Raw genomic sequence first — 23,868 nt, 5'->3', positions numbered from 1 at the left:
TAGTATCTTCAAAAGTATCCCTCTTCTTTATTTTAATCGTCCTTTTAAAACTTCATACATCATTATACCACCTGCTACTGAAGCATTTAAAGAGTTTATTTTCCCTACCATTGGAATCTTAACTAATTTGTCACACTTTTTCAATGTAAGCTTAGAAATTCCCCTACCTTCACTTCCTATTATTAATGCACATGGTCCACTAAAATCAACTTCATAGCTATATTCTTTTCCTTCTATATCAGCTCCATAAACCCATACGCCTTCTTCTTTTAATTCATCAATTGTATTATTTATATTAGTAACTTTAGCTATTTTAACATGTTCAATTGCTCCAGCTGATGATTTGTAAACTGTAGGAGTAACTCCAACATTTCTTCTTTTTGGTATTATAATTCCATGAACTCCACAAGTTTCTGCTGTTCTAACTATCGATCCTAAATTATGTGGATCTTCTAATTCATCTAATATTATTATAAATGGTGCTTCATTTTTTTGTTTTGCATCTTCTAATATATCTTTTACTTCAAAATACTCATAAGGAGTTATTCTTGCTATTACTCCTTGATGGACATTACCAGCTGCCATTAAATCTAATTTTTTCTTATCTACTTCTTTGATTACTATTTTTTTATCTTTTGCAAGATTTATTATTGCATTTATAGATCCTTCTTTAGGACCATTTGTTACATATAACGCTTCTATTGTCTTATTACTTTTTAATGCTTCCATAGCAGCATTTCTACCTATTATTAAATCTTCTCTTACTTCTTCAAATTGATTGTTAAAGTCTCTTCTATCTTCTCTATTTCTAGCTATTCTTTCTTCTTTAACTTTTCTATTTTCTCTTGTTCTTTGATTAAATTTATTTTCTACATTTACTTCTTCTTTGAATTTATTAGTTTTTCTTTCATCTCTTCTTTTATTTTGTTTACTCTTTTTTATCCTTGTCATGTTAATTAACTCCCTTCACAATCATATAAAATATTATTTTCCACAAACTTCTATACTTTTATTAAATACAAATTCTAGTCTTTCCTTATCATTTATCAAATATAAATATCCAACTAAAGCTTCAAAACCTGTTGCCATTCTATAATCTCTTACATCTGCATTTTTAGGAACTGTTGCTGATTTAGCATTTCTTCCTCTCTTATATATATATAACTCTTCTTCATTCAATAAACCTTCTATATCATGCATTACATCTGATTGACTCTTTGCTTTAACATATCCTATAGCTTTTCTATGTATCTTATGAGCTGAAAGTTCTGTATTATTTGAAAGTATATAATTTCTTATAAATACTTCATAAACTGCATCTCCTACTAATGCTAATTGGAGTGGATTTAATCTTCTAGCTTCATCTTTGCTAAATTCTCTTGTTCTAAAATTTTCTAACATATTATTACTCCTTTAAATAAGGGCTGCACTTACCGCACAGCCCTTCTCAATTAGTTAACTTTTTTCCATCTAACTCCTTGTGGAGTATCTTCAAGTACTATATTTCTTGCTTTTAAGTCATCTCTTATCTTATCTGCAAGTGCAAAATCTTTATTTTTTCTAGCTTCTTGTCTTTGTTGTATTAAAGCTTCTATTTCTTCTGCTTCATCTGCTAAATCAGCTTTAGTTGATTTTTGTAGAATTCCAAGTGGTCCACCAAGTTCTCTTATAAGTTCTAAAGCTTTTTGAGCTAATTCTTTTGATGAGTTACCATTAATATTTGTGTTTGTATCTTTTATTAAATCAAATATAGCAGTTATAGCATCTGCTGTATTAAAGTCATCATCCATTTTTTCTATATATTTTTCTTTATATTTATTTAAGCTTTCTAGGTATTTCTTTTCTTCTTCATTCATTTCAACTCTTGAAACTTCGTCTATAAGATTTTCAAGATTACCTATAGCATTGTATAATCTTTCAACTGATGCTTTTGCTGATTGTAATAAATCTTCACTGTAGTTTAATTGAACTCTATAATGACATGAAAGCATTAAGAATCTAATTACATCTGAATCATATTCTTTAAGTACATCTCTTGCTGTGAAGAAATTATTTAATGATTTAGACATTTTTTGATTATTAACATTTACATAAGCTGAGTGTAACCAATAGTGAGCAAATGGTTCACCTGTTAAAGCTTCACTTTGCGCTATTTCATTTTCATGGTGAGGGAAAGCTAAATCCATACCACCTGCATGTATATCAATTGTATTTCCTAATAATTTTTTTGCCATACATGAGCATTCTATATGCCAACCTGGTCTTCCTTCTCCCCATGGACATTTCCAAGCAGGTTCTCCTTCTTTCTTTGCCTTCCAAATAGCAAAGTCCATAGGATCCTTCTTTCTTTCATCTACATTTATTCTAGCTCCAGCTTGTAAGTCATCTATATTTTGTCCTGATAACTTTCCATATCCTTGGAATTTCTTTGTACTAAAGTAAACATCTCCATCTACTTCATAAGCATATCCTTTATCAATTAATTCTTTTACAAATTTAATTATATCATTTATATATTGAGTAGCTCTTGGATTTACTGTAGCTCTTTCTATATTAAGAGCATCTGCATCAGTATAATATTCTTTTATATACTTATCTCCAACTTCTTTTACTGTAGTTCCTTCTTCATTTGCTCTCTTTATCATTTTATCATCTATATCTGTAAAGTTTTGAACATAATCTACTTTGTAGCCTCTATATTCAAAATATCTTCTTATTGTATCAAACACTATGAAAGTTCTACCATTTCCTATGTGGAAGAAGTTGTATACAGTAGGTCCACATACATACATTTTAACTTCTCCTGGAGTTATTGGTACAAATTCTTCTTTCTTTCTTGTTAACGTATTATAAAGCTTCATCCTGACTCCTCCTAACTATCTTAGTTTTAGGTTATTTTTTTCGAATTCTGCTCTGACTCTTTCTTTTGCTTCTTCTATCTTTATTGTTTCATTTTCTGAACCAGTTCTTAACTTAAATTCTACTTCTCCATCACCTATTTTCTTTCCTACTGTAATTCTCATAGGAATTCCCATAAGTTCTGAATCTTTAAATTTAACTCCAGCTCTTTCTTTTCTATCATCTAAAAGAGCTTCTACACCCATTTCTATTAATTCATTGTATATTTCTGTTGCAACTCTCATTTGTTCTTCGTCTTTTGAGTTTACAGCTATTACTGAAACATGATATGGTGCAACTTCTAAAGGCCAGATTATTCCATTTTCATCATGATGTTGTTCTATTATTGATGCAACTGTTCTTGTAACACCTATTCCATAGCATCCCATTATAAATGGTTGTTCTTTTCCGTTTTCATCAATAAATTTAGCATTCATTGCTTCTGAGTACTTAGTTCCTAACTTAAATATATGTCCAACTTCAGTTCCTCTTGCTATAGTAACTTTAGCTCCACACTTAGGACAAGCTTCTCCTTCTTCTATGTTTCTAAAGTCGCCAACTACTCCTTCAAAGTCTCTTCCGTAGTTAACCCCTGTTAAATGGTATCCAGTTTCATTAGCTCCTACAACCATATTGTACATCTTACTAACTTCTTCATCTACTAATAGTAAATCTACAGCTAAATTTATAGGGCCTGCAAATCCTGTTTCTGAATTAGTTGCTCTCTTAACTTCTTCATGTGAAGCTAGTTCAATATCTGATGTTGCATTAGAAGCATTAGCAACCTTTACTTCATTAACTTCTCTATCTCCTCTAACTAAAACTCCAACTAACTTACCATCTACATTGTATATTAAAGTTTTAACTGTTTTCTTAGGAGAAACTTTTAAGAATTCTGATACTTCTTCTATGCTTCTACTATCTGGAGTTTCTATTTTTTGAACTTCAACTAATTCTTCTACTTCAGCAATTTCTGCTTTTGTTTCAGCTTTTTCAATGTTAGCAGCATAGTTACATTCTGTACAGAATACTACATCATCTTCTCCAACTTCTGATTTAACCATAAACTCAGCTGAATTTGATCCTCCAATTGCTCCTGAATCAGCTTCAACACATTTTGCATCTAATCCGCATCTGTTAAATATGCTTACATATGCATCATGCATTTTATTATATGCTAAATCTAATCCTTCTTGATCCTTATCAAAGCTATAAGCATCTTTCATTATAAATTCTCTTGATCTCATAACTCCGAATCTTGGTCTAGTTTCATCTCTATACTTAGTTTGTATTTGATAAAGATTTAATGGTAATTGCTTATATGATTTTATTTCGTTTCTTGCAATATTTGTGAATACTTCTTCATGAGTTGGTCCTAAACAGAATTCTCTACTATTTCTGTCTGTAACTCTAAACATTTCAGCTCCATAAGCATCCCATCTACCTGATTCTTGCCATAATTCTGCTGGTATCATAGCTGAAGCTAAAAGTTCTTGAGCTCCTGCTTTATTCATTTCATCTCTCACTATATCTTCTACATTTTTAAGAACTTTTACTCCTAAAGGTAAGTGATTGTATATACCTGATGCCATTTTTCTTATCATCCCAGCTCTAAGCATTAATTGATGACTTGCTATTTCTGCTTCTGCTGGAACTTCTCTTAAAGTTGCAATTAGCATATTAGACATTTTCATAATAATTTCCTCCTAATCTTTATGTAAATCTAATTTTCTCTTATCTTTTAAATATAAAAAAGCCACCCTATTTGTCAATAGGGCGACTATTAATCGCGGTACCACCTAAATTTTTTCTTTAATAATGATAACGGTATTAAACCGATAGTTTTTTCCTATTACTCAGAAGCTGGTTCAAAATCTAGTTGAAAATCTTACAGCCCATGGATTTTCTCTCTGAAAAAACGACTTCTACTATTCTTCTTCATAGTTCTTAACTCATATCAAATTATACTTAAATAATTATAACTTGTAAAAAATTCACTGTCAACATAGCGATTATCGGTTAATTATTTGCTAGATATCTTGCTAAAATTAAATCTTCTGGAGTAGTTATTTTTATATTTGTATATTCTCCATCATATAAAAAAACTTTATGTCCAAATTTTTCAACAACCATGGTATCATCTGTTACTTTTATATTATTTTCTTTAATTTTTTTATGACACTCTAATATAAGATTATAATCAAACACTTGTGGAGTTTGAACTGCTACAAGTTCTTCTCTTTTTAATGTTTCTTTTGACAATCCATTTTCATCTTTAATCTTTATTGTGTCTTTTAGCATGACTCCTGGTGCTGCTGATTTAAATTTTTTAGCTGAATTTATACCTTCTTCTATAATTCTATCCGTAACAAAAGGTCTAGCTCCATCATGAATTAAAACTATATCCGTTTTTTCTATAGCTTTTAAGCCATTAAAAACTGAATCTTGTCTTTCTTTTCCACCTTCAACTATCTTATCAACTTTTAAATCATTTTTTTCTAAAACTTCTCTTTTACAATAATCTATCTCATCTTTTGGAAGTACTAATATTATTTCATCAATTAATTTATTATCCATAAATTTCTTAATTGTATAATAAAGTATAGGCTTATCATTTACTGATATAAATTGCTTACTTATATCAGCACCCATTCTTTTTCCTCTTCCTCCAGATAATATAATTACACTATTCATTAAGTTCTCCTTTTAACTATCCTTAGGTTTAGCAAAAATCATTCTACCTGCAGCAGTTTGTAGTACAGATGTAACTAAAACATCTATAGTTTTAGTCATATATTTTCTTCCACCTTCCACTACTATCATGGTTCCATCATCTAAATATGCAACTCCTTGACTTGATTCTTTTCCGTCTTTAACAACTTCTACTGTCATTTCTTCACCAGGAATTACAACTGGTTTTATTGCATTTGAAAGCTCGTTTATATTTAGAACTGGAACACCTTGCACTTCTGCAACTTTATTTAAATTATAGTCATTTGTTATTACTTTTCCATCTAATGTTTGAGTTAATTTTAATAATTTAGCATCAACTTCTGCTATATTAGGAAAATCTCCTTCCCATATTTGAGTTTCTATATCTAATTCCTTTTGAATTTTATTTAATATATCTAAACCTCTTCTTCCTCTTATTCTCTTAAGGGAATCAGATGAATCTGATATATGTCTTAATTCATCAAGAACAAAACTAGGTATAACTAATGGTCCTTCTATAAATCCAGTTTTACAAATATCAAATATCCTACCATCAATTATAACAGATGTATCTAAAACCTTAGGAATAGCCTTAATTTCTTTAGCAGTATTTTTTGATTTTTTATCTTTATTTGCCTTATCTTTTGAAAGACTTACTTTTTTCATTGATAATATGATATTATTCATATCATCCTTTTTCCCAACCATTATTCTCATACCTATTATAGCACTTAGTAAATTTACTAAAACATATAATATAGGTCCTAATGCTCCTGCTACACCATTTAATGGTCTTGCTAAAAAGAACATTATAATTAAAGCTATAACAGCTCCAATAGCACCATATATGATCTCTATTAAAGTAAATCTTTTCATATTCTTTTCAATATAATCAATTAATTCCATTACTAATTTATATATTCTAGGAGATATTAAATAAAAGATAACACCAAATAATAAAGAAATAAAAATAAAAAATAATACCGAACCCACTGAACTTGATAAATATTTTATATTTTTGAAAGATTCAATTTTTAAAATTGATTCTCCAATTATATAACCAAGTGACAGACCTACTAATGTTAAAATCCCCCTTAATAACTTCTTAAACACCCTTTCACCTCCTCTTTAAAATTATTACCAAAATTATTCTATAAAATACTTTTTTAGAATAATTTATAAAAGCAAATTGCTATATAGTTAATTATACCATATCAAAAGGTATGCTTAAATGAAGATTTTCTTAATTTCCCTTATACCTTATAAACACTAGTTTTATACCCCCTATATTTTGAATTTAAAATGATATATTATGAGTTAGAAGAATAATTATTCATTCAACAAAATATTTATAAATATCACTAAAATTATAACTAGTTTAAATATATTAAATATTAATAGGGAGTTGAGGCAAATGAAAGATATTATTTTTGACGATTTCCAAAATTCTGTGAATAATTCTTTATTGAGACATAAAAGTATACTAGATATATTAAGTAAATATGGAGAATCAAATGCTCGTGTTAATAGAGCAATAACTAAAGCTGTAACTAATTGCGGTTGTATTAAAATAAATGCTTGCAAGCAATGTATTCCAAAAGAAAATGATTCATTAGAAAATCTTGCTGATTGTTTTAAGAGTCATATGGAAGGACATTTATGTGATAATTGTCGTGAAGTAATTGAACGTGAAATGGGTAATAATCTTTTCTATCTTATATCTCTTTGTAACAATTTAGATATAAATTTATATGATGTTTTACTTGAAGAAAATGATAGAATTAATACTCTTGGAAAATTCAATTTTAGATAATTCTAAAATAAATAAAAGCGAAATCTAATATTAGACTTCGCTTTTATTTATATTTCAACTTTTAAAGAAACTTGATCATTTATTCTTCTTAATCCATTTTTTATAGCCTTTGCTCTTGCTTCCCCTATTCCATCAACTTTATCTAAATCATCTATATCTGCTTCTATTATTCTATTGAAGCTTTCAAAATGATTTATTAAATTATCTATTACTGTTGAAGGAATTCTAGCTATTTTGCTAAGCATTCTATATCCCTTAGGAGAAATTAAAGTATCTGCAAGAGGTGCATATCCATATCCTAAAGCTTTAGCTATCGCTTCTAAATCTATAAGTTCTTCTGAAGTTAAATTCTGTATATTTTCATATATTTCATTATAGTCTCTATCTGGGCAACTATAATCTCTTATTAAAAATATACCGTCTCTTTCTATATGTCTTATGAGTTCATTTAATTGCATTGATATAAGCCTACCTTCATTCCCTAGTTCAAGAATATATATTCTTATTTCTTCTACAATTCTCATAACCATTTCAGTTCTTTGAATTGCACTAACAACATCAAATAATGTTGTTAAATCCTGAAATTCAAGTAAATTTAAATTATTTATTACCCTTTCTAATACAGAAACATATTTTTCTAATGTTTGTACTGCTTGGTTTGCCCTTCCTAGAATTACACTACTTTCTCTTAAAACATATTTTAATTCGCCTTTATAAACTGTAATTATATTTCTTCTTTGTGAAATCGCAACTACTATATTTCCAGTTTCTCTTGCAACTCTTTGAGCCGTTCTATGTCTAGTTCCTGTTTCAAATGTAGGTATAGCTGCATTTGGTATTAGTTGAGCATTTGCACGAACTATTTTTTTAAGGTCTTCACTAATTACAATTGCTCCATCCATCTTTGCTAATTCATATACATATGCAGGAGAATACTCTGAATTAATGGTAAATCCACCATCTACTATATTCATTACATTTTCATTATCTCCTAAAACAATTAATCCCCCAGTTTTTGCTCTAAGTATATTTTCAAGCCCTTCTCTTAGTTGCGTTCCTGGGCACATTATTTTTAGTATATTTTTGATTTCACTATCTCTTTCTAATCTCATACACTCACCTATTCTCCTAGAATATCTTGCTTATAGCTTCTCTTATATTACTAATACCTATAATTTCAATTGATTTATTGCTTACTTTTTCAACATTTCTTGTAGGTATTATAGCATGCTTAAATCCCATTTTTTCTGCTTCATTTACAAGTCTGTCTACTGATGCTATTGGTCTTATCTCTCCAGTTAGGCCAACTTCTCCAACTAATAACACTTTAGGAAGTTTAATTCCTTTTCCTTTCATACTTGAAAGTAATGCTATAGCAAGACCAAGATCTGCTGTAGTACCATCTAAATTTAAACCTCCTACAACATTTACATAAACATCATGATTATAAAATGGTATTCTTAACTTTTTTTCTAAAACAGCAAGTATTAAGCTTAATCTTTGATTATCAATTCCAACAGCTGTTCTTCTTGGCATTACAGCCTTAGTTTCTGTAACTAATGCTTGAATTTCTACTAAAATAGGTCTTGTTCCCTCCATAATACCAATTACAACTGAACCCTCTTGATTAAATGTTGTATCCTCAAGAAATATACCAGATGGATCATATATTTCAATTAATCCTTCTTGTCTCATTTCAAATACACCAATTTCACTTGTTGTTCCAAATCTATTTTTCATAGTTCTTAAAATTCTAAATTCCTCTGTTCTCTCACCTTCAAAATAAAGAACTGTATCTACCATGTGTTCTAAAACTCTAGGTCCCGCAAGTTCACCTTGTTTAGTTACATGAGCTACAATAAATAAAGGTATATTTTTTTTCTTACCAATCCTCATTATTTGATTAGAACATTCCTTTACTTGCGATACACTTCCTGGAGCTGAGGTAACACCTTCTTTGTATATAGTTTGAATTGAGTCTATTATTACAAACTTAGGTTCTAATTCATCTATATATACTTCTATTGTGTCCAAATTTGTTTCTGATACAATATATAAATCATTAGAATATACCCCTAATCTATCTCCTCTTATTTTTATCTGTTCTTCTGATTCTTCTCCAGAAACATATAAAACTTTCCCATATTTCTTTGCAATATTATTTGCAGTTTCAAGTAATAAGGTAGATTTTCCAATACCAGGATCTCCAGATATTAATGTTAATGATCCCTTAACAAGCCCTCCACCTAATACTCTATTTAATTCATTTATTCCAGTATCATATCTCTCTTTTTCTCCAGATTTTATATCCTGTATACTCTTTGGCATATTTTCAGGCTTAAGTTTTTTTACTATATCATTTTTAACTTGAACTTTATTATCTCTTACTTCTTCATTGAATGTGTTCCATGAATTACAAGATGGACATTTTCCAAGCCATTTCGCTGATTCATAACCACATTCTTGACAAATATATATTGATTTTACTTTAGCCATAAAAACACCCTCTACTTTCTATTTATTGAGTAAACATAAAATCTACCTATATTATAATAACATACAATTAACTTAATATAATACATTTGAATTTTATTTTATATTGTTTAATTTATAAAAATCTTTATATATACATTAAAAGCATTGTTATCTATAGTACTTTTGAATATTTGCTTTATTTTATACAAATAATAATTCTATAAAATTCTAGGAGATGACTGTGATATGCTTGATAAAACAAAACTTATTAACACTATTTTTAACACTCAAAATATTAATAAAAATAATTCACATACAAACATAAGCGAAACTTTCTCTAATAATATTTTAAATACTGATATGTCCAATAATTTTATTTTAAATTCTTATCTCAATAACAAAGATATAATAAAATAGTCCTTTATTATACACTAAATTAGTAATTTATTTGTTACATAATGTATACAATAACTAACTTGAATTTAACATATATTTAGAGTAAAATTTAAGAAAACATATTGAATAATAATTATTATCATTAAGTTAGGAGGAATTTTTATGATAAAAGTATATACAACTCATTCATGCCCTTGGTGTGTAAAAGCAAAAGATTATTTAACTAAAAAAGGTGTAGAATTTACTGCATTAAATGTTCAAGATGATATGGAAGCAAGAGATGAAATGCTTAAAAAATCAAAACAAATGGGAGTTCCTGTTTTAGATATAAACGGAACAATAATCGTAGGATTTGATAAACCTGCTATAGATAAGGCATTATCTAATCTTTAATCCACAAAATAAAAAAAATCCCTATTATCAAATAATAGGGATTTTTTTATTATCTTAATGCTTCATCTATTGCTTTCTTATCGAAACCAACAATAACTTTTCCATTAATATCTAATACTGGTACTGTTCTTTGTCCTGAAACTTCTTGAACTTCATTTCTATCTTCATGTTTATCAGCTACATTTATTTCTTGAAATTCAATTCCTTTCATGTTTAAATATTTCTTAGCCTTAACACATGATGGGCACCATGATGTTGAATAAATTTTTACCATACCTTAATAACTCCTTTTACTATTTTTTATTATCTAATTTTTTGATATATTTTTCTGCTTCTAATGCTGCAATTGTTCCATCAGCAACTGCTGTTGTTATTTGTCTGTATTCTTTTTCTCTAACATCACCTACAGCGTAAACACCCGGTATATTTGTTCTCATATTTTCATCGGTAATTATATAGTTTCCTTCGCTTATATCTATATAATCCTTAAATAAATCTATCATTGGTTCATGACCAATTGATCCAAATACAGCTTCTAATTCTATTTCTTTTTCTTCTCCTGTTATTGTATTCTTTATAATTCCTTTTTCTACAAAAATATCACCTTCAACAGCAATTAAATCTTCATTATAAAGAATTTCTATCTTTTCATTATTTTCTACTTCTTCTATTACAGCTTTTTCACCTCTGAAGTAGTCATATCTTCTAATTAAATATACCTTTTTTGCAAAGTTTGTTAAGAATAATGCTTCTTCTAATGCAGTATTTCCTCCACCTACTATACCTATAATTTTATTTTGATACATGGCACCATCACATACTGCGCAATAATGAATACCCTTACCAGCAAACTTTTCTTCATTTCTTACTGGCAATTTCTTAGGAGATGCACCTGTTGCAATTATTACTGCTTTTGGCTTATATATATATTCTTCAGTTTCTACTATTTTTTCATCTCCATCAAATTTAACATTTTCTATAATATCAAATTCTTCAATATTAGCTCCTAATTCTTCTGCTTGTTGTTGCATAAGGTCTGCAAGCTCTGATCCAGATACTTTTTTAAATCCTGGATAATTTTCAACTGTATAACTATTTTTAACTTGACCGCCTACTACTTTATCTTCTAGTAATAGCATATCTAATCTTGCTCTTGATGCATATATAGCAGCTGTAAGACCTGCAGGGCCAGCACCAATTATAATTAAATCAATTTCTTTCACTTGCTTTTCCATAAACTCCGCCTCCTTACCCCCCAGGGGTATACATCTTTATTTAATTATATCACTATATTATATTATTTCAATAAAATATTTTTTAAATTCATATAACCTATGCAATAAAAAATAAAGGGAGATTCATTACTCCCTTTATTATCTTAGCTTATATTTTTAAATTTTATACACTCTTCATTTATAAATGCTTCTAAGTTCTTTCCTTTTCTTATATTTCCTTTTAATATCTCTTCACTTAATCTATCTTCTATTTCTTTAGTTATAAGTCTTCTAAAAGGTCTAGCTCCATATTCATTTTCTTTACATTTATTTAGTAAATACTCTTTAATTTCTTCATTAAAACAAATATCTATATTACTCTTTTTCAATCTACCTTTCATTTCCTTAAGCATAATATCTAATATATTTTTCATATTATTTCTATCTAGCTTATGGAAAATTATAGTGTCATCTATTCTATTTAGGAATTCTGGTTTGAAGCTTTTCTTAAGATCTTCTAATATATTATCCTTCATTGAGTTATATTCACTTTTCTTATCATCATTACTTAAGAATCCAACTCTTTTATGCTTATTTATTTTATGTGCTCCAATATTAGAAGTCATTATAATTATACTATTTTTAAAATTAACAACCTTTCCTTTACCATCAGTTAATCTTCCATCTTCTAAAATTTGCAATAAAATATTAAATACATCTGAATGAGCTTTCTCTATTTCATCTAATAAAATTACTGAATATGGCTTTCTTCTTATCGCTTCAGTTAATTGACCACCTTCATCATATCCTACATATCCAGGAGGAGCTCCTATAAGTTTAGATACTGAATGCTTTTCCATATATTCTGACATATCTATTCTTATCATATTATTTTCATCATCATATACAGCATCAGCTAATGCTTTACATAGTTCAGTTTTTCCAACACCAGTAGGTCCTAAGAATATAAAGCTTCCAATTGGTCTATTCGGATCTTGAAGCCCAACTCTTGCTCTTCTTATAGCTTTAGCTATTGAAGATACGGCCTCATTTTGGCCAACTACTCTTTCATGAAGTCTATCCTCTAAATTTAATAATCTTTCACTTTCTCTTTCTGTTAATTTTGCAACTGGTATATTAGTCCAACTTGAAACTACTTTTGCTACATCTTCCATACCAACAACTAATGTATTTACAGAGTTATGAGTACTCCAATCATTTAATTTATTGCTAAGACTTTCTTTTAATTTCTTCTCTACATCTCTAAGTGAAGCAGCTCTTTCAAATTCTTGAACTCTTATAGCCTCTTCTTTTTCTTTTATTACTAATTGTATTTCATCTTCTATATTCTTTAAATCTGGTGGAGTTACAAGAGTTTCTATCCTTACTTTAGCAGAAGCCTCATCTATTAAATCTATTGCTTTATCCGGCATAAATCTATCTACAATGTATCTTTCTGATAATTCTATAGATGCTTCAAGTGCTTCATCTGATATTTTTATCTTATGATGAGCTTCATATTTATCTCTTAATCCTTTTAATATTTGCAAAGTTTCTTCTCTAGTTGGTTCTCCTACAGTAATAGGTTGAAATCTTCTTTCTAATGCTGTATCTTTTTCAATATGCTTTCTATATTCATCTATCGTTGTTGCACCTATACATTGAATGTCTCCTCTTGCAAGAGAAGGCTTTAATATATTTGACGCATCAATTGCACCTTCTGCTCCTCCTGCTCCAATAATCATATGAATCTCATCTATAAATAATATAATTTTCTTATTTCCTTTTATTTCTTCAATAATCTTTTTTAATCTTTCTTCAAATTCTCCTCTATACTTTGCACCTGCAATTATATTAGTAAGATCTAACGCAAATATTTGTCTATCTTTAAGTATTTCAGGAATATTTCCTTCTACTATCTTTTGAGCTAGTCCCTCTATGACAGCTGTTTTACCAACTCCAGGTTCTCCTATTAAGCAAGGATTATTTTTTACTCTTCTACAAAGTATTTCTAATACCCTTTGAGTTTCTTCATCTCTGCCTATAACTGGATCAAATGCACCTTCTTTTGCAAGTTTAGTCATATTAACACTATATTGAGTTAATACTGGCATATCATCATATATACTTTCATCATCTTCATCTTGAATTAATACTTCATCTTCTTTTTCATTTAAAAATAACTCTAAATCATTTATTATTGATTTTATATCAGTTTCAAGTTGCAATAATATAGTGTATGCAACTCCATCCTCTTCTTTAAGAAGAGCTAAAAGTATGTGTTCTGGATTTATATATTTATGATTATAATTCTTTGTATATTTAAAACTTACATCCAATAAATTTTTAGTTCTTGGAGTTAATAATAATTCTGATATTGTAGTAATAATTTCTCCGTATCCTAAGTAGCTTTCTATTTTTTCTCTTATATTATTATCATTTATATTGTTCTTGTTTAATATATTAGCTGCATATCCACCTTCTTTTAATATTCCAAGAAGTATATGTTCTGTTCCAATATACCCATGTCTAAAATTACATGACTCTTTCTTAGCTTCTAATATTACAGTTTCAGTTCTTTCTGTAAATCTCCCATTACCCATATATTAGTCCTCCTTAACCCTTTTATACCCTAATCATATTCTAAAAGATTTCTAATAACATTGGCCCTTTCTACATTTAGATCCACACAATAAGCCTTATTATTTATATTTTCTTTTAAAACAGAATCTCTAATTAGAATAATCCCTTTATTTAACTTTTCTTTATCAATATTTAATAGTGACAACTCTACTCCAAGTCTTAAATCAGATAATAATTCAAGTGTTTCTATCCACTTTAGTATTCTTGCATTTTTCAATATTCCGTATGCTCTAAATACTTTATCTTCTAGTTCTTTACTATAATTATTAAGCATCTGTTCTCTAGCCTTATTTTCTTCATTTACTATAAATTCAACTGCATTTTGTAATTTATTTATTATTTCCTCTTCAGTAACTCCTAATGTTACTTTATTAGATAAAATGTATACATTTCCATAGGATTGTCCTTTTTCTCCATACATACCTTCTAATGTCATTCCAAGCTTATTAAGTTCAGAAAATAAATTAATAACCTTATCATTCAGTGATAATATTGGTAAATGAATCATTATAGAGACTTTAAGTCCTGTACCAATATTTGATATGTCAGAAGTTAAATAACCTAAGTTATCATCAAATAAATAAGTTAGTTTTTCTTCTATTAAGTCGTCTATTTGATTAATATACTCATACATTTCTTTTATATTATTACCATTATTTTTAAATTGTAATCCTAAATGTTCTTTTTCATTTATCATTACACTAAAAGTTTCATCATTATTTATAGCAAATGAAGAAAAGCCACTATTTTTTATTAAAGAATTTGTTACTATTCCTTTTTCTTTATAGACATCTAACTTTCCTTCATTTTCCCAAAGATTTATGAATTTTAAATTTTTTATATTACTTAGTAATATTTCTGTGATTATTTTAGATAGATTTCTTCCATCTTCAGCTTCTATGCTAATAGGAAATTTATATCCTTGTATGTTTCTAAATAACTTTATATTGCTACTAATTATATTTGAATTTTTTATGCTATTATCAATTAAATTATTCATCACAGCTAACACCTTCTTTGAGTTCTTTTTCTAAATTAAATATTTCATCTCTAAGTACTGCAGCTTTTTCATAATCTTCAATGCTAATAGCTTCCTCTATATTAGTTTTTAATCTTTTAATTTTTTTCTTTTTTCTTATTATTTTGCCTTCTCTTTTAGGAATTTTTCCTATATGTTCAATGCTATTTTGATTTCTTTTAATTATTGATACTAAATTATCCTTGAAATAATAGTAACACTTATCACATCCAAGCATATTTTTTCCTCTAAATTCCTTATAACTTTTTCCACATGCTTTGCAAACACAATCTACTGAATTTTCATCTTTAGTTAAAATTTCATTGAATAAATCATTAAGAACTCTATCAAATGAAATCTTTTCCCAAGTTGAAATTTTTACATCTGATAAATCTCCAATATTTTTAGCACAATTATCACATAACCATGTTCCTCTTATTTCCCCATCTATACTCTCAATAAGACGAACTTTTGCTTCATTTTCCTTGCACCTTTCACATAGCATGAATTTCCCCCCTTATTCTAATAACACCATCATCATTCCTTTTAATATATCTGCTCTAACTTTATTCTTATTAGATACAGAGTTTAATGTTTTATCATTCATTGATATTTTTATGAGTTCATACTCCTTTTTATTAATTATTTCTCCTTCTAGCAAGTTATCTAATAAAGAAATTGTATTATGATATGTTATTGAATCTCCTATAGATTCATTTAGTATTTTTTTTCTACTAACTGGGCATTTATGTTCAATCTTTTTTATAGATATATAACCCCCTCCACCTCTTCTACTTTCTATAATATAACCTTTAGCATAAGTAAAACGAGTACTTAATACATAATTTATTTGAGATGGTGCACATCTGAATTGATCTGCTAACTCATTTCTTTGAATTAATATCTTATTTTCTTCATCTTCATTTATCATTTCTTTTATAAACTTTTCTATTATATCTGTTAATCTAGCCATGTTTGCACCTTTTTTAATCCTTTCTGTTCTTTACTTACTTTGACTTTGTAACAATATATTAATACTTTTTTTATTCTTATTCAAGATAACAGGTTTATATTCAACTTAATCTACACATACTATATTTAAACTATAAGGAGGACTTATTTATGGATATAACATGGGTAAAAAACTCAACATTTCTCATAAAAACAGCAATTGGTAAGAGACTTATTATTGATCCATTTAACAAAATAAATAATTATAATATCTCTGAATTTAACCCTAATGTGATAACTTTAAGTAGTCCAAATATTGAACTACCACATTCTAATCAAATAGATCCACATGTTAAAGTAATAAGTTCTCCTGGAATTTATAATACTGATATTGGAGTTATAAAAGGTTATAACACCTATTGTGATCACTACAATGGTGCTAAACGTGGTCCTAATACCATATATACTTATGATATTGATGATTTAAAATTATGTCACTTAGGCTTTTTAGGAGAATTTTTGCCTCCTGATATCCTAGATAAACTTAATGATATAGATATATTATTTATTCCAATTGGAGGACATATAAATCTAACTGGAAAAGAAGCATATATTCTTGCAAAAAAAATAAGCCCAAAGGTAATAATACCTATGAACTATAAAGTCTCATATTCTTCTTTTCTATTTAATGGATTAAAAGAATTTTCTTTATTAATAAAAGAAGTTTCTAAGATATCCTCTAATTCACTAACTATTTCTAAAGAAACTCTTAAAGATAAAAAAGATCTAATAATTTTGCCTTGTATAAATAACTAAAATTAAAAAAGACTGTCATATGACAGCCTTTTTTAAACTATACTATTCTTGAGCTGGTGCTCCAACTGGACAAACATTAGCGCAGTTTCCGCAATCGATACAAGTATCTGCATCTATAACGAATTGAGTATCTCCTTGGCTTATAGCGTTAACTGGACATTCTGCAGCGCAAGCTCCACAGTTAACACAAGAATCATTGATTGCGTATGCCATTAAAAAACACCTCCCCATCACTTATTAATAACATAACTATTTTATCATACATACTTTTCTTTTTAAAGGCAAAGTTAAATTTATACTATTTTCTATAATTTATATACTAAATAACCATATAACCAGCCATTTCAATAGCATTAATTATTTCATCTATAGAAACGCTCAATTTATCATACACTAAATGTACCTCTTTTTTATTTAAATTAATTTCACATGCTAGAACCCCTTCGTAATCACTTACTATACTTCTGATTTTTAAGATATCTGCATGACTAGTTAAATTAGAAATTCTAACTAGCTCTTTCATTAATTATCCTCCTTAGTTACCCTTAATCAAATTCTTAATTAACTTTCTATCTTCTTCAGATTCTACTTCTAATTTTATATCATCATCATCAACTGAATCCTCATAATGACCTTTAATAAGTTCAATAGTATCAATTTTAAACTCTTCTAATATTTCTTCTTCGCCCTTTTTAAGCTTAACCTTAACACTTTCTTTAACAATATTATTTGAAAATACTTCTCCTGTGCCTTCACTTGTCTTTACTATCGAACCAACTTTAGGCATTCTTTTTCTAATATCTTCATAAGTACTTTGTTCATAATTTAAACAACACATAAGTCTTCCACAAATCCCTGATATTTTAGTTGGATTAAGTGATAAGTTTTGCTCTTTTGCCATCTTTATTGAAACAGATGCAAAGTCTCCTAAAAAGCTAGAACAACACATTGGTCTACCACAAGGCCCAAGACCACCTAACATCTTAGCTTCATCTCTAACTCCTATTTGTCTAAGCTCTATACGAGTTTTAAATATTGTTGCTAAATCCTTAACTAATTCTCTAAAGTCAACTCTTCCATCTGCTGTGAAATAAAATATAACTTTATTATTATCGAAAGTATATTCTACATCTATAAGTTTCATGGTTAATCCATGTTCTTGAATTTTCTTTAAACATATATTAAATGCATCTTTTTCTTTATCTTTATTTTTAAAATGTCTATCTATATCTTCTTCAGTTGCTATTCTTAATACACTCTTAAGTGGTGCAACTATATCATTTTCATTTATTTCTTTTATTCCTATTACGCATTCTCCAAATTCAATACCTCTAGCGGTTTCAACTACTACATATGTATCCTTTTGTATATTCATATCTGCTGGATCAAAGTAATATATTTTTCCAGCCTTTTTAAATCTAACTCCTACGACCTTTATCATAATTAACCCTCCATGAAGCCCATTAACATTACTCGTAGTGTCATTACCCAACTAACATTACTTTTAATATTTTTACGTGCTTCTTCTATTGTCTTTATCATATTATTTAACTTTCTAAATGACATTTCTTTAGTAAGTTCTCTTATATCATCAAGTTTATCACCATTTATGATAAATTCCTCATTTTCAACTTCCTTATCTATTAAAATATCTCTAATAAAAGAGCCAAATATATTTAATACTTCTTCTTTATTATCTTTTAAAGTACTTAGAGCTTCTTCTTGTTGTAGTACAATTTCTACATCATTTTTATTTAAGCTCTTAATTAATTCAATAACTTTATTTCTTAATTCCCTTAAGTTTTCATCATTAAAATATCTATCTATTCTTCCTGGTATTCCTTCACTAAAAGCTATTGCAGATCTTATATCACTTTCATTATAATCAAAGCCCTTAATTTTTATATATTCATATAATTCATTCTTGGTTAATGGTGTTAATTTATATATTTCACACCTAGATTTTATTGTATCTAAAATTAACTCTAAACTTTCACACAATATTATTATGTGAACTCCTATTGGTGGTTCTTCTATGGTTTTTAAAAGTGCATTTTGAGCTTGAATAGTAAGCTTATTTCCTTCATGAATAATTATCACTTTTCTATCACCTTCAAAAGGCTTTTTAGAAACTTCTTCAATTATATCTCTAACCTCATCTACTCCAAAAGATGCCTTACTACTCTTATAATTGATTATATCTACATATTCTCTCTCTAAATCTCCATTTAAAATAAGCTTAGCTAAAATATTAGCTAATTTACTTTTTCCAATTCCATCTTCTCCTGCAATGAGGTGTGCATGAGAAAGTGTATTTTTTAAACATCTATCCTTAAAATTATTAATTAAATCACTATATCCTATAAAGTTTCTCATACATTCACCTCCTAATCAACTTAATTAAACTTTATAAAATTGATCAACATCTAAAACAAATACTGTAGCTCCACCCACTTCTACTTCAATTGGATAAGGCATATACATTCCTGATCCACTGCCAATTGTACTTGGTGTTGGTGTAGATACCATTTCTTTTCTTTTTTTACAAACATCCTCAATGACTTTAACAACATCCTTTACTACTTTTTCTTCAACACCAATCATTAAAGTAGTATTCCCTGATTTTAAAAAACCTCCTGTAGTTGCTAATTTAGTTACCCTATAATTTTTATCTGTAAGCTCTTCAATTAAATCTATAGCATCATCATCTTGTACTATAGCTAAAACTAGTTTCATACCATATACCTCCACTCTTATACTAATAAATTCTTCTTATATATTTTATCATAAATATATAAGAATTTACTAAATTTTCTCTTCAAATAATGTATTATATGAATTTTTATTTTCATTTTCTACTATTATCTATATCAAATCATTAATACTAATACAAAGTTTGTAATAAAGATAAAAGGATTGTTAAAAACAAAGAACTTTCCTTATAAATAATCCCTTCTTTTAAACAACCCATCTTAAATTTATATATATTTTTTTACTTTTTCATAAATTTCATCATTAATTTCTTCTATGCTTCTAAGCTTAGAATTCTTACAACACTTGATAACATCCCAATTGTATTTTTCTGCAATATATAAAGAATTATTATATGAATTTATCAAATATTCCTTATTACTTTCATGAATATCTTTTGCTTCTTCTCCTGTAAACTTATTAGCTCTATTTCTCATAAGCTCTTGACTTACTTCTGGATCAACATCTAAGAATATAACATGATCTGGTTTGGGAATTTGATAAATATTAAACTCTAAATCATATAACCATTCAATAAATTTCTCTTTTTCTTCACCATTTAGTTTAGCGGCTTGATGTACCATATTTGAGGTAGTATATCTATCACTTATAATAATTCCACCATTCTCATAAAAATCACCCCATTTAGTCTTATAAGACGCATATCTATCAGCTGCATAAAAAGTTGATGAGATATATGGACTAACATCATTTGGATCTTTTCCAAAATCTCCATTTAAGTACATCTTAACTAGAGCTGATGAATCACTCGCATAATCAGGGAAAGTTATTTTTAAACACTCTTTTCCTTCACTTATTAATCTTTCATATAATCTTTGTGACTGAGTAGCCTTTCCACTTGCATCTGAACCTGATTCAATAATTATTAATTTACCTTTACCCATCCTTCTCATCCTTTCGATCATCTTAAGTTCTATTTAACTTATTTATTTTTTATTATCTTATTTGTAATAGACTTCTTTATCTTATTTTTTATTACTTCATATTCATCGCTATTAATATCTATCATATTCATTTTTTCAAGACATCTATCACAAATAAAATTATTCATTATTTGAATTCCATTTCCAACACATTCATTCTCACATATTATACAATATTTTTCTGTATCTCTCCATATATCCTTACTACTAATATCCATAAAATTAATCCTCCCTTTTTTATTAAGTCTTGCCCATTATTTAATCTATATACCTTCTATTGTCTTATTTATGTAAATATTTTGTTTAAACTAAATAGGAGTAATAATCCTAGTATTTAAAATCATATTGTAGTTCATTCTATAAATGTTTCTAAAATAAAAATCATATATAAAATAAGAAAAATATATTTTCTTCAAATAATATTAGAAATAAAAAAAATGAGATAGTCATGCTAAATTTTAATGACTATCTCAACCTACTATTTAAATTTTATAATTTTTAATGTTGACTAGAAGATTTTATACGTGAAACTAAAGTATCACTTGGCTCGAAAACAAATTTATATATTTTCCCTTCTTTTTTATATATACATAATAATTTTTTTGCCTTATCAAATTTTCTAATATAGTGTCTACTACATTTACATCTACTATACTCTTTAGGAACATTACTTTTTTCACCAATATAAATTATATCTTTTATTTTTAGGCTCTCCACATTTTCTTCGTTTTTACTGTTTATCTTATTAATTATAAGTTTATCAGAAATTATACAGTACTTATATGCAATTTTGCACTTTCTAGTTTCTATAAATAAAACTATTAGTGTTGTCATTATTAAAAGAGCCTCTAATATAAATTTAATGGTAACATTTCTTCCTAAAGTCATTTTAGAAAATTGGTATATATATAGTGCAACTGTAATAGTTAATAATGAAATTATAATTGCAACTGTCTTTTTCCCCTGCTTAATCTCCTTATGCATATGTGGACTTCCCCCAAATATTTCTATCTTATTTTCTCTGACAATATTTTGATTATACTAATTTTATATATAGAATTACAAACTCTATATTTTCTTTAATATCACTATCTTGTCCACTATATATTAAAGAAATTGAAATATCTTATCTAAGCTAACTATTAATCATTAATGTTTAACTTCTTATATCTTTATATCCCCTGTAAATGTATACTATTCAAATATTAATGACAGATTTAAATTTCCTTTTATGTTATAATCTTATTATAAATTTCATAATTAATAGAGAGGTATATTAATGATTCAAATATATAAAAGCATAAGTGAAACAGATTCAACGTTAAAACAATTAGATTCTATAGAAAATGGCTGTTGGATTAATATTGTTGCCCCATCTGACGAAGAGTTAATATTAATTTCAAAAAAGACTGGAGTTCCCTTAAGCTTTTTAAGAGCCCCACTTGATGATGAAGAAACTTCTAGAATAGATGTAGAAGATGAGTTTACATTAGTAGTAGTAGATATTCCTTTTACAGAAATGGAAGATAACTCTTTAACTTACGATACTTATCCTCTAGCTATAATTCACTCTGAAAAAGAGATTATTACAGTATGTTTAAAGAATAGTAGAATAATAACTGATTTTATAAATGGTCGTGTAAAATCATTCTTTTCTTTTAAGAAATCTAGATTCATACTTCAAATTTTAAATAGAATTTCAACTTACTATTTAATTTATCTTAGACAAATTGATAAAAAAAGTGTAATGATTGAAAAAAGATTACATAAATCTATGAAAAATAGAGAATTAATCCAATTACATTCATTAGAAAAATCACTAGTTTATTTCTCTACTTCACTTAAGGCTAATGAAGTAACTTTAGAGAAAATGTTAAAAATGGATATCATGCAAAAATATGAAGATGATCAAGATTTATTAGAAGATGTAATTATTGAAAATAAGCAAGCAATAGAAATGACCGATATTTATAGTAATATCTTATCTAGTACCATGGATTTCTTTGCTTCTGTTATATCTAATAACCTTAACATAGTTATGAAGGTTTTAGCTTCTGTTACTATATTAATGGCTATTCCAACTATAATTGGTGGTATATTTGGAATGAATGTAGAATTGCCACTTCAGAACAACCCACAAGGTTTTGTTATAATTATTTTCCTTACAATTCTTTTAACACTTTTTACTGCCTTTATCTTATACAAAAAAGATATGTTTAGCTAAAATATTAAAAATATCCACAACCAATTTAAAATTAGTTGTGGATATTTTATTTTATATTGTGAATAACTTTTATTTTAATTATTTTTTATCATTTATATAAAAAGACAAAATAAAAAACCTACAAGTAATTCTTGTAGGTTTTTTTGGAGGCGCCACCCAGATTTGAACTGGGGAATAAAGGTTTTGCAGACCTCTGCCTTACCACTTGGCTATGGCGCCATACCTGGTGGCTCGACCAGGAATCGAACCAGGGACACGAGGATTTTCAGTCCTCTGCTCTACCGACTGAGCTATCGAGCCACATTACCTAGCAACGTTCTACTCTCCCACACAGTCTCCCGTGCAGTACCATCGACGCTGTAGAGCTTAACTTTCCTGTTCGGAATGGGAAGGAGTGTTTCCTCTACGCCATCATCACTAGATATACTATTTATTTTTCAAAGAATTTATTCTCTGAAAATTGCATATGAATTATTTTTATTATTGGTCAAGCCCTCGACCTATTAGTATCAGTCAGCTACATACGTTACCGCACTTACACCTCTGACCTATCAACCTTGTGTTCTTCAAGGGGTCTTACTAGCTTATGCTATGGGAAATCTCATCTTGAGGGAGGCTTC

The 23,868-nt window shown here is 27.8% G+C and carries 26 protein-coding genes, 2 tRNA genes, 2 rRNA genes and 1 other annotated feature; of the genes, 4 read left to right on the top strand and 26 right to left on the bottom strand.

Annotated features, from left to right (window positions below; all coding sequences use genetic code 11):
• Positions 1-27: 27 nt before the first annotated feature.
• The 6 genes from rlmB to SPJ33_RS00800 all read right to left on the bottom strand — a co-directional run bounded on the left by rlmB (position 28) and on the right by SPJ33_RS00800 (position 6,723).
• On the bottom strand, positions 28-951 hold the full coding sequence (gene rlmB / locus SPJ33_RS00825; protein WP_321116060.1) for a 23S rRNA (guanosine(2251)-2'-O)-methyltransferase RlmB: 924 nt from the start codon (positions 949-951) through the stop codon (positions 28-30).
• Between the two features lie 33 nt (positions 952-984).
• Positions 985-1,401: a Mini-ribonuclease 3 gene (locus tag SPJ33_RS00820; RefSeq protein ID WP_321116059.1), complete on the bottom strand. Its 417-nt coding sequence runs from the start codon at positions 1,399-1,401 to the stop codon at positions 985-987.
• Positions 1,402-1,451: 50 nt separating this feature from the next.
• Positions 1,452-2,861 (bottom strand): cysteine--tRNA ligase, encoded by a 1,410-nt coding sequence (gene cysS / locus SPJ33_RS00815; RefSeq protein ID WP_321116058.1) that lies wholly within the window; start codon positions 2,859-2,861, stop codon positions 1,452-1,454.
• Positions 2,862-2,876: 15 nt separating this feature from the next.
• Positions 2,877-4,592 carry a proline--tRNA ligase gene (locus tag SPJ33_RS00810; RefSeq protein WP_321116057.1) on the bottom strand — a complete coding sequence of 572 codons (1,716 nt, stop codon included), beginning with the start codon at positions 4,590-4,592 and terminating at the stop codon, positions 2,877-2,879.
• A gap of 75 nt (positions 4,593-4,667) precedes the next feature.
• Positions 4,668-4,849: a binding site (T-box leader), on the bottom strand.
• Positions 4,850-4,917: 68 nt separating this feature from the next.
• Positions 4,918-5,592: a 2-C-methyl-D-erythritol 4-phosphate cytidylyltransferase gene (gene ispD, locus SPJ33_RS00805; RefSeq protein WP_321116056.1), complete on the bottom strand. Its 675-nt coding sequence runs from the start codon at positions 5,590-5,592 to the stop codon at positions 4,918-4,920.
• A 12-nt stretch (positions 5,593-5,604) separates the two neighbouring features.
• The gene (locus tag SPJ33_RS00800; protein ID WP_321116055.1) at positions 5,605-6,723 is read right to left on the bottom strand and encodes a PIN/TRAM domain-containing protein; all 1,119 of its coding nucleotides are present in this window, start codon (positions 6,721-6,723) and stop codon (positions 5,605-5,607) included.
• Positions 6,724-7,024: 301 nt separating this feature from the next.
• Between SPJ33_RS00800 and SPJ33_RS00795 the strand changes: the two genes are divergently transcribed.
• Positions 7,025-7,423, top strand: coding sequence for a DUF1573 domain-containing protein (locus SPJ33_RS00795; protein ID WP_321116054.1), 399 nt, complete (start codon positions 7,025-7,027; stop codon positions 7,421-7,423).
• Between the two features lie 47 nt (positions 7,424-7,470).
• Here the strand turns inward: SPJ33_RS00795 and disA are convergent, their stop codons facing one another.
• Positions 7,471-8,535, bottom strand: coding sequence for a DNA integrity scanning diadenylate cyclase DisA (gene disA, locus SPJ33_RS00790; RefSeq protein WP_321116053.1), 1,065 nt, complete (start codon positions 8,533-8,535; stop codon positions 7,471-7,473).
• Positions 8,536-8,551: 16 nt separating this feature from the next.
• A complete protein-coding gene (gene radA, locus SPJ33_RS00785) occupies positions 8,552-9,919 on the bottom strand; it encodes a DNA repair protein RadA (RefSeq protein WP_321116052.1) in 1,368 nt (455 codons plus the stop codon).
• Positions 9,920-10,456: 537 nt separating this feature from the next.
• On the opposite strand from radA, the gene SPJ33_RS00780 reads away from it, so the two are divergent.
• On the top strand, positions 10,457-10,687 hold the full coding sequence (locus SPJ33_RS00780) for a glutaredoxin family protein (RefSeq protein ID WP_321116051.1): 231 nt from the start codon (positions 10,457-10,459) through the stop codon (positions 10,685-10,687).
• 49 nt (positions 10,688-10,736) lie between these two features.
• On the opposite strand, the gene SPJ33_RS00775 is transcribed toward SPJ33_RS00780, so the two are convergent.
• From SPJ33_RS00775 to SPJ33_RS00750, 6 genes are all read right to left on the bottom strand, one after another.
• The gene (locus SPJ33_RS00775) at positions 10,737-10,961 is read right to left on the bottom strand and encodes a glutaredoxin family protein (protein WP_321116050.1); all 225 of its coding nucleotides are present in this window, start codon (positions 10,959-10,961) and stop codon (positions 10,737-10,739) included.
• Positions 10,962-10,980: 19 nt separating this feature from the next.
• On the bottom strand, positions 10,981-11,922 hold the full coding sequence (gene trxB, locus SPJ33_RS00770; RefSeq protein WP_321116049.1) for a thioredoxin-disulfide reductase: 942 nt from the start codon (positions 11,920-11,922) through the stop codon (positions 10,981-10,983).
• Between the two features lie 143 nt (positions 11,923-12,065).
• Positions 12,066-14,504, bottom strand: coding sequence for an ATP-dependent Clp protease ATP-binding subunit (locus SPJ33_RS00765; protein ID WP_321116048.1), 2,439 nt, complete (start codon positions 14,502-14,504; stop codon positions 12,066-12,068).
• 29 nt (positions 14,505-14,533) lie between these two features.
• Positions 14,534-15,544 (bottom strand): ATP--guanido phosphotransferase, encoded by a 1,011-nt coding sequence (locus SPJ33_RS00760; protein ID WP_321116047.1) that lies wholly within the window; start codon positions 15,542-15,544, stop codon positions 14,534-14,536.
• Positions 15,537-16,067 carry a UvrB/UvrC motif-containing protein gene (locus SPJ33_RS00755; protein ID WP_321116046.1) on the bottom strand — a complete coding sequence of 177 codons (531 nt, stop codon included), beginning with the start codon at positions 16,065-16,067 and terminating at the stop codon, positions 15,537-15,539. The genes SPJ33_RS00760 and SPJ33_RS00755 overlap by 8 nt, the downstream gene beginning before the upstream one ends.
• A gap of 12 nt (positions 16,068-16,079) precedes the next feature.
• Positions 16,080-16,535 carry a CtsR family transcriptional regulator gene (locus tag SPJ33_RS00750; protein ID WP_321116045.1) on the bottom strand — a complete coding sequence of 152 codons (456 nt, stop codon included), beginning with the start codon at positions 16,533-16,535 and terminating at the stop codon, positions 16,080-16,082.
• 149 nt (positions 16,536-16,684) lie between these two features.
• Here SPJ33_RS00750 and SPJ33_RS00745 point away from each other — a divergent pair, with 149 nt between their 5' ends.
• Positions 16,685-17,329, top strand: a complete 645-nt coding sequence (locus SPJ33_RS00745; protein ID WP_321116044.1) for an MBL fold metallo-hydrolase — start codon at positions 16,685-16,687, stop codon at positions 17,327-17,329.
• Positions 17,330-17,371: 42 nt separating this feature from the next.
• Here SPJ33_RS00745 and SPJ33_RS00740 read toward each other — a convergent pair whose 3' ends face one another.
• The 8 genes from SPJ33_RS00740 to SPJ33_RS00705 all read right to left on the bottom strand — a co-directional run bounded on the left by SPJ33_RS00740 (position 17,372) and on the right by SPJ33_RS00705 (position 22,008).
• A complete protein-coding gene (locus SPJ33_RS00740) occupies positions 17,372-17,542 on the bottom strand; it encodes a DUF362 domain-containing protein (RefSeq protein ID WP_321116043.1) in 171 nt (56 codons plus the stop codon).
• A gap of 106 nt (positions 17,543-17,648) precedes the next feature.
• Positions 17,649-17,852, bottom strand: coding sequence for a heavy-metal-associated domain-containing protein (locus tag SPJ33_RS00735; RefSeq protein ID WP_042401875.1), 204 nt, complete (start codon positions 17,850-17,852; stop codon positions 17,649-17,651).
• Between the two features lie 12 nt (positions 17,853-17,864).
• The gene (locus SPJ33_RS00730) at positions 17,865-18,770 is read right to left on the bottom strand and encodes a stage 0 sporulation family protein (RefSeq protein ID WP_042401872.1); all 906 of its coding nucleotides are present in this window, start codon (positions 18,768-18,770) and stop codon (positions 17,865-17,867) included.
• Positions 18,771-18,772: 2 nt separating this feature from the next.
• On the bottom strand, positions 18,773-19,705 hold the full coding sequence (locus tag SPJ33_RS00725) for a DNA polymerase III subunit delta' (protein WP_042401866.1): 933 nt from the start codon (positions 19,703-19,705) through the stop codon (positions 18,773-18,775).
• 24 nt (positions 19,706-19,729) lie between these two features.
• Complete coding sequence (locus tag SPJ33_RS00720) at positions 19,730-20,065, bottom strand: cyclic-di-AMP receptor (RefSeq protein WP_042401863.1); 336 nt, start codon at positions 20,063-20,065, stop codon at positions 19,730-19,732.
• Between the two features lie 242 nt (positions 20,066-20,307).
• On the bottom strand, positions 20,308-20,985 hold the full coding sequence (locus SPJ33_RS00715; RefSeq protein WP_042401861.1) for a dTMP kinase: 678 nt from the start codon (positions 20,983-20,985) through the stop codon (positions 20,308-20,310).
• A 38-nt stretch (positions 20,986-21,023) separates the two neighbouring features.
• Complete coding sequence (locus SPJ33_RS00710; RefSeq protein WP_042401857.1) at positions 21,024-21,242, bottom strand: sigma factor G inhibitor Gin; 219 nt, start codon at positions 21,240-21,242, stop codon at positions 21,024-21,026.
• 280 nt (positions 21,243-21,522) lie between these two features.
• On the bottom strand, positions 21,523-22,008 hold the full coding sequence (locus SPJ33_RS00705; protein ID WP_042401854.1) for a hypothetical protein: 486 nt from the start codon (positions 22,006-22,008) through the stop codon (positions 21,523-21,525).
• 295 nt (positions 22,009-22,303) lie between these two features.
• On the opposite strand from SPJ33_RS00705, the gene SPJ33_RS00700 reads away from it, so the two are divergent.
• Entirely contained in the window at positions 22,304-23,248 is a 945-nt protein-coding gene (locus SPJ33_RS00700; protein WP_042401852.1) for a magnesium transporter CorA family protein, read from the top strand.
• Positions 23,249-23,392: 144 nt separating this feature from the next.
• On the opposite strand, the gene SPJ33_RS00695 is transcribed toward SPJ33_RS00700, so the two are convergent.
• From SPJ33_RS00695 to SPJ33_RS00680, 4 genes are all read right to left on the bottom strand, one after another.
• Positions 23,393-23,467 (bottom strand) — tRNA-Cys (locus tag SPJ33_RS00695).
• Between the two features lie 5 nt (positions 23,468-23,472).
• Positions 23,473-23,548, bottom strand: a tRNA-Phe gene (locus tag SPJ33_RS00690).
• 5 nt (positions 23,549-23,553) lie between these two features.
• Positions 23,554-23,670, bottom strand: a 5S ribosomal RNA gene (rrf, locus tag SPJ33_RS00685).
• A gap of 61 nt (positions 23,671-23,731) precedes the next feature.
• A 23S ribosomal RNA gene (locus SPJ33_RS00680) occupies positions 23,732-23,868 on the bottom strand; the annotation flags it as partial.

The organism is Clostridium sp. (assembly GCF_034179595.1).
Classification (GTDB): domain Bacteria; phylum Bacillota; class Clostridia; order Clostridiales; family Clostridiaceae; genus Clostridium.
Note: the sequence above shows the minus strand (reverse complement) of the source record. Positions and strands in the feature narration are given on the sequence as shown.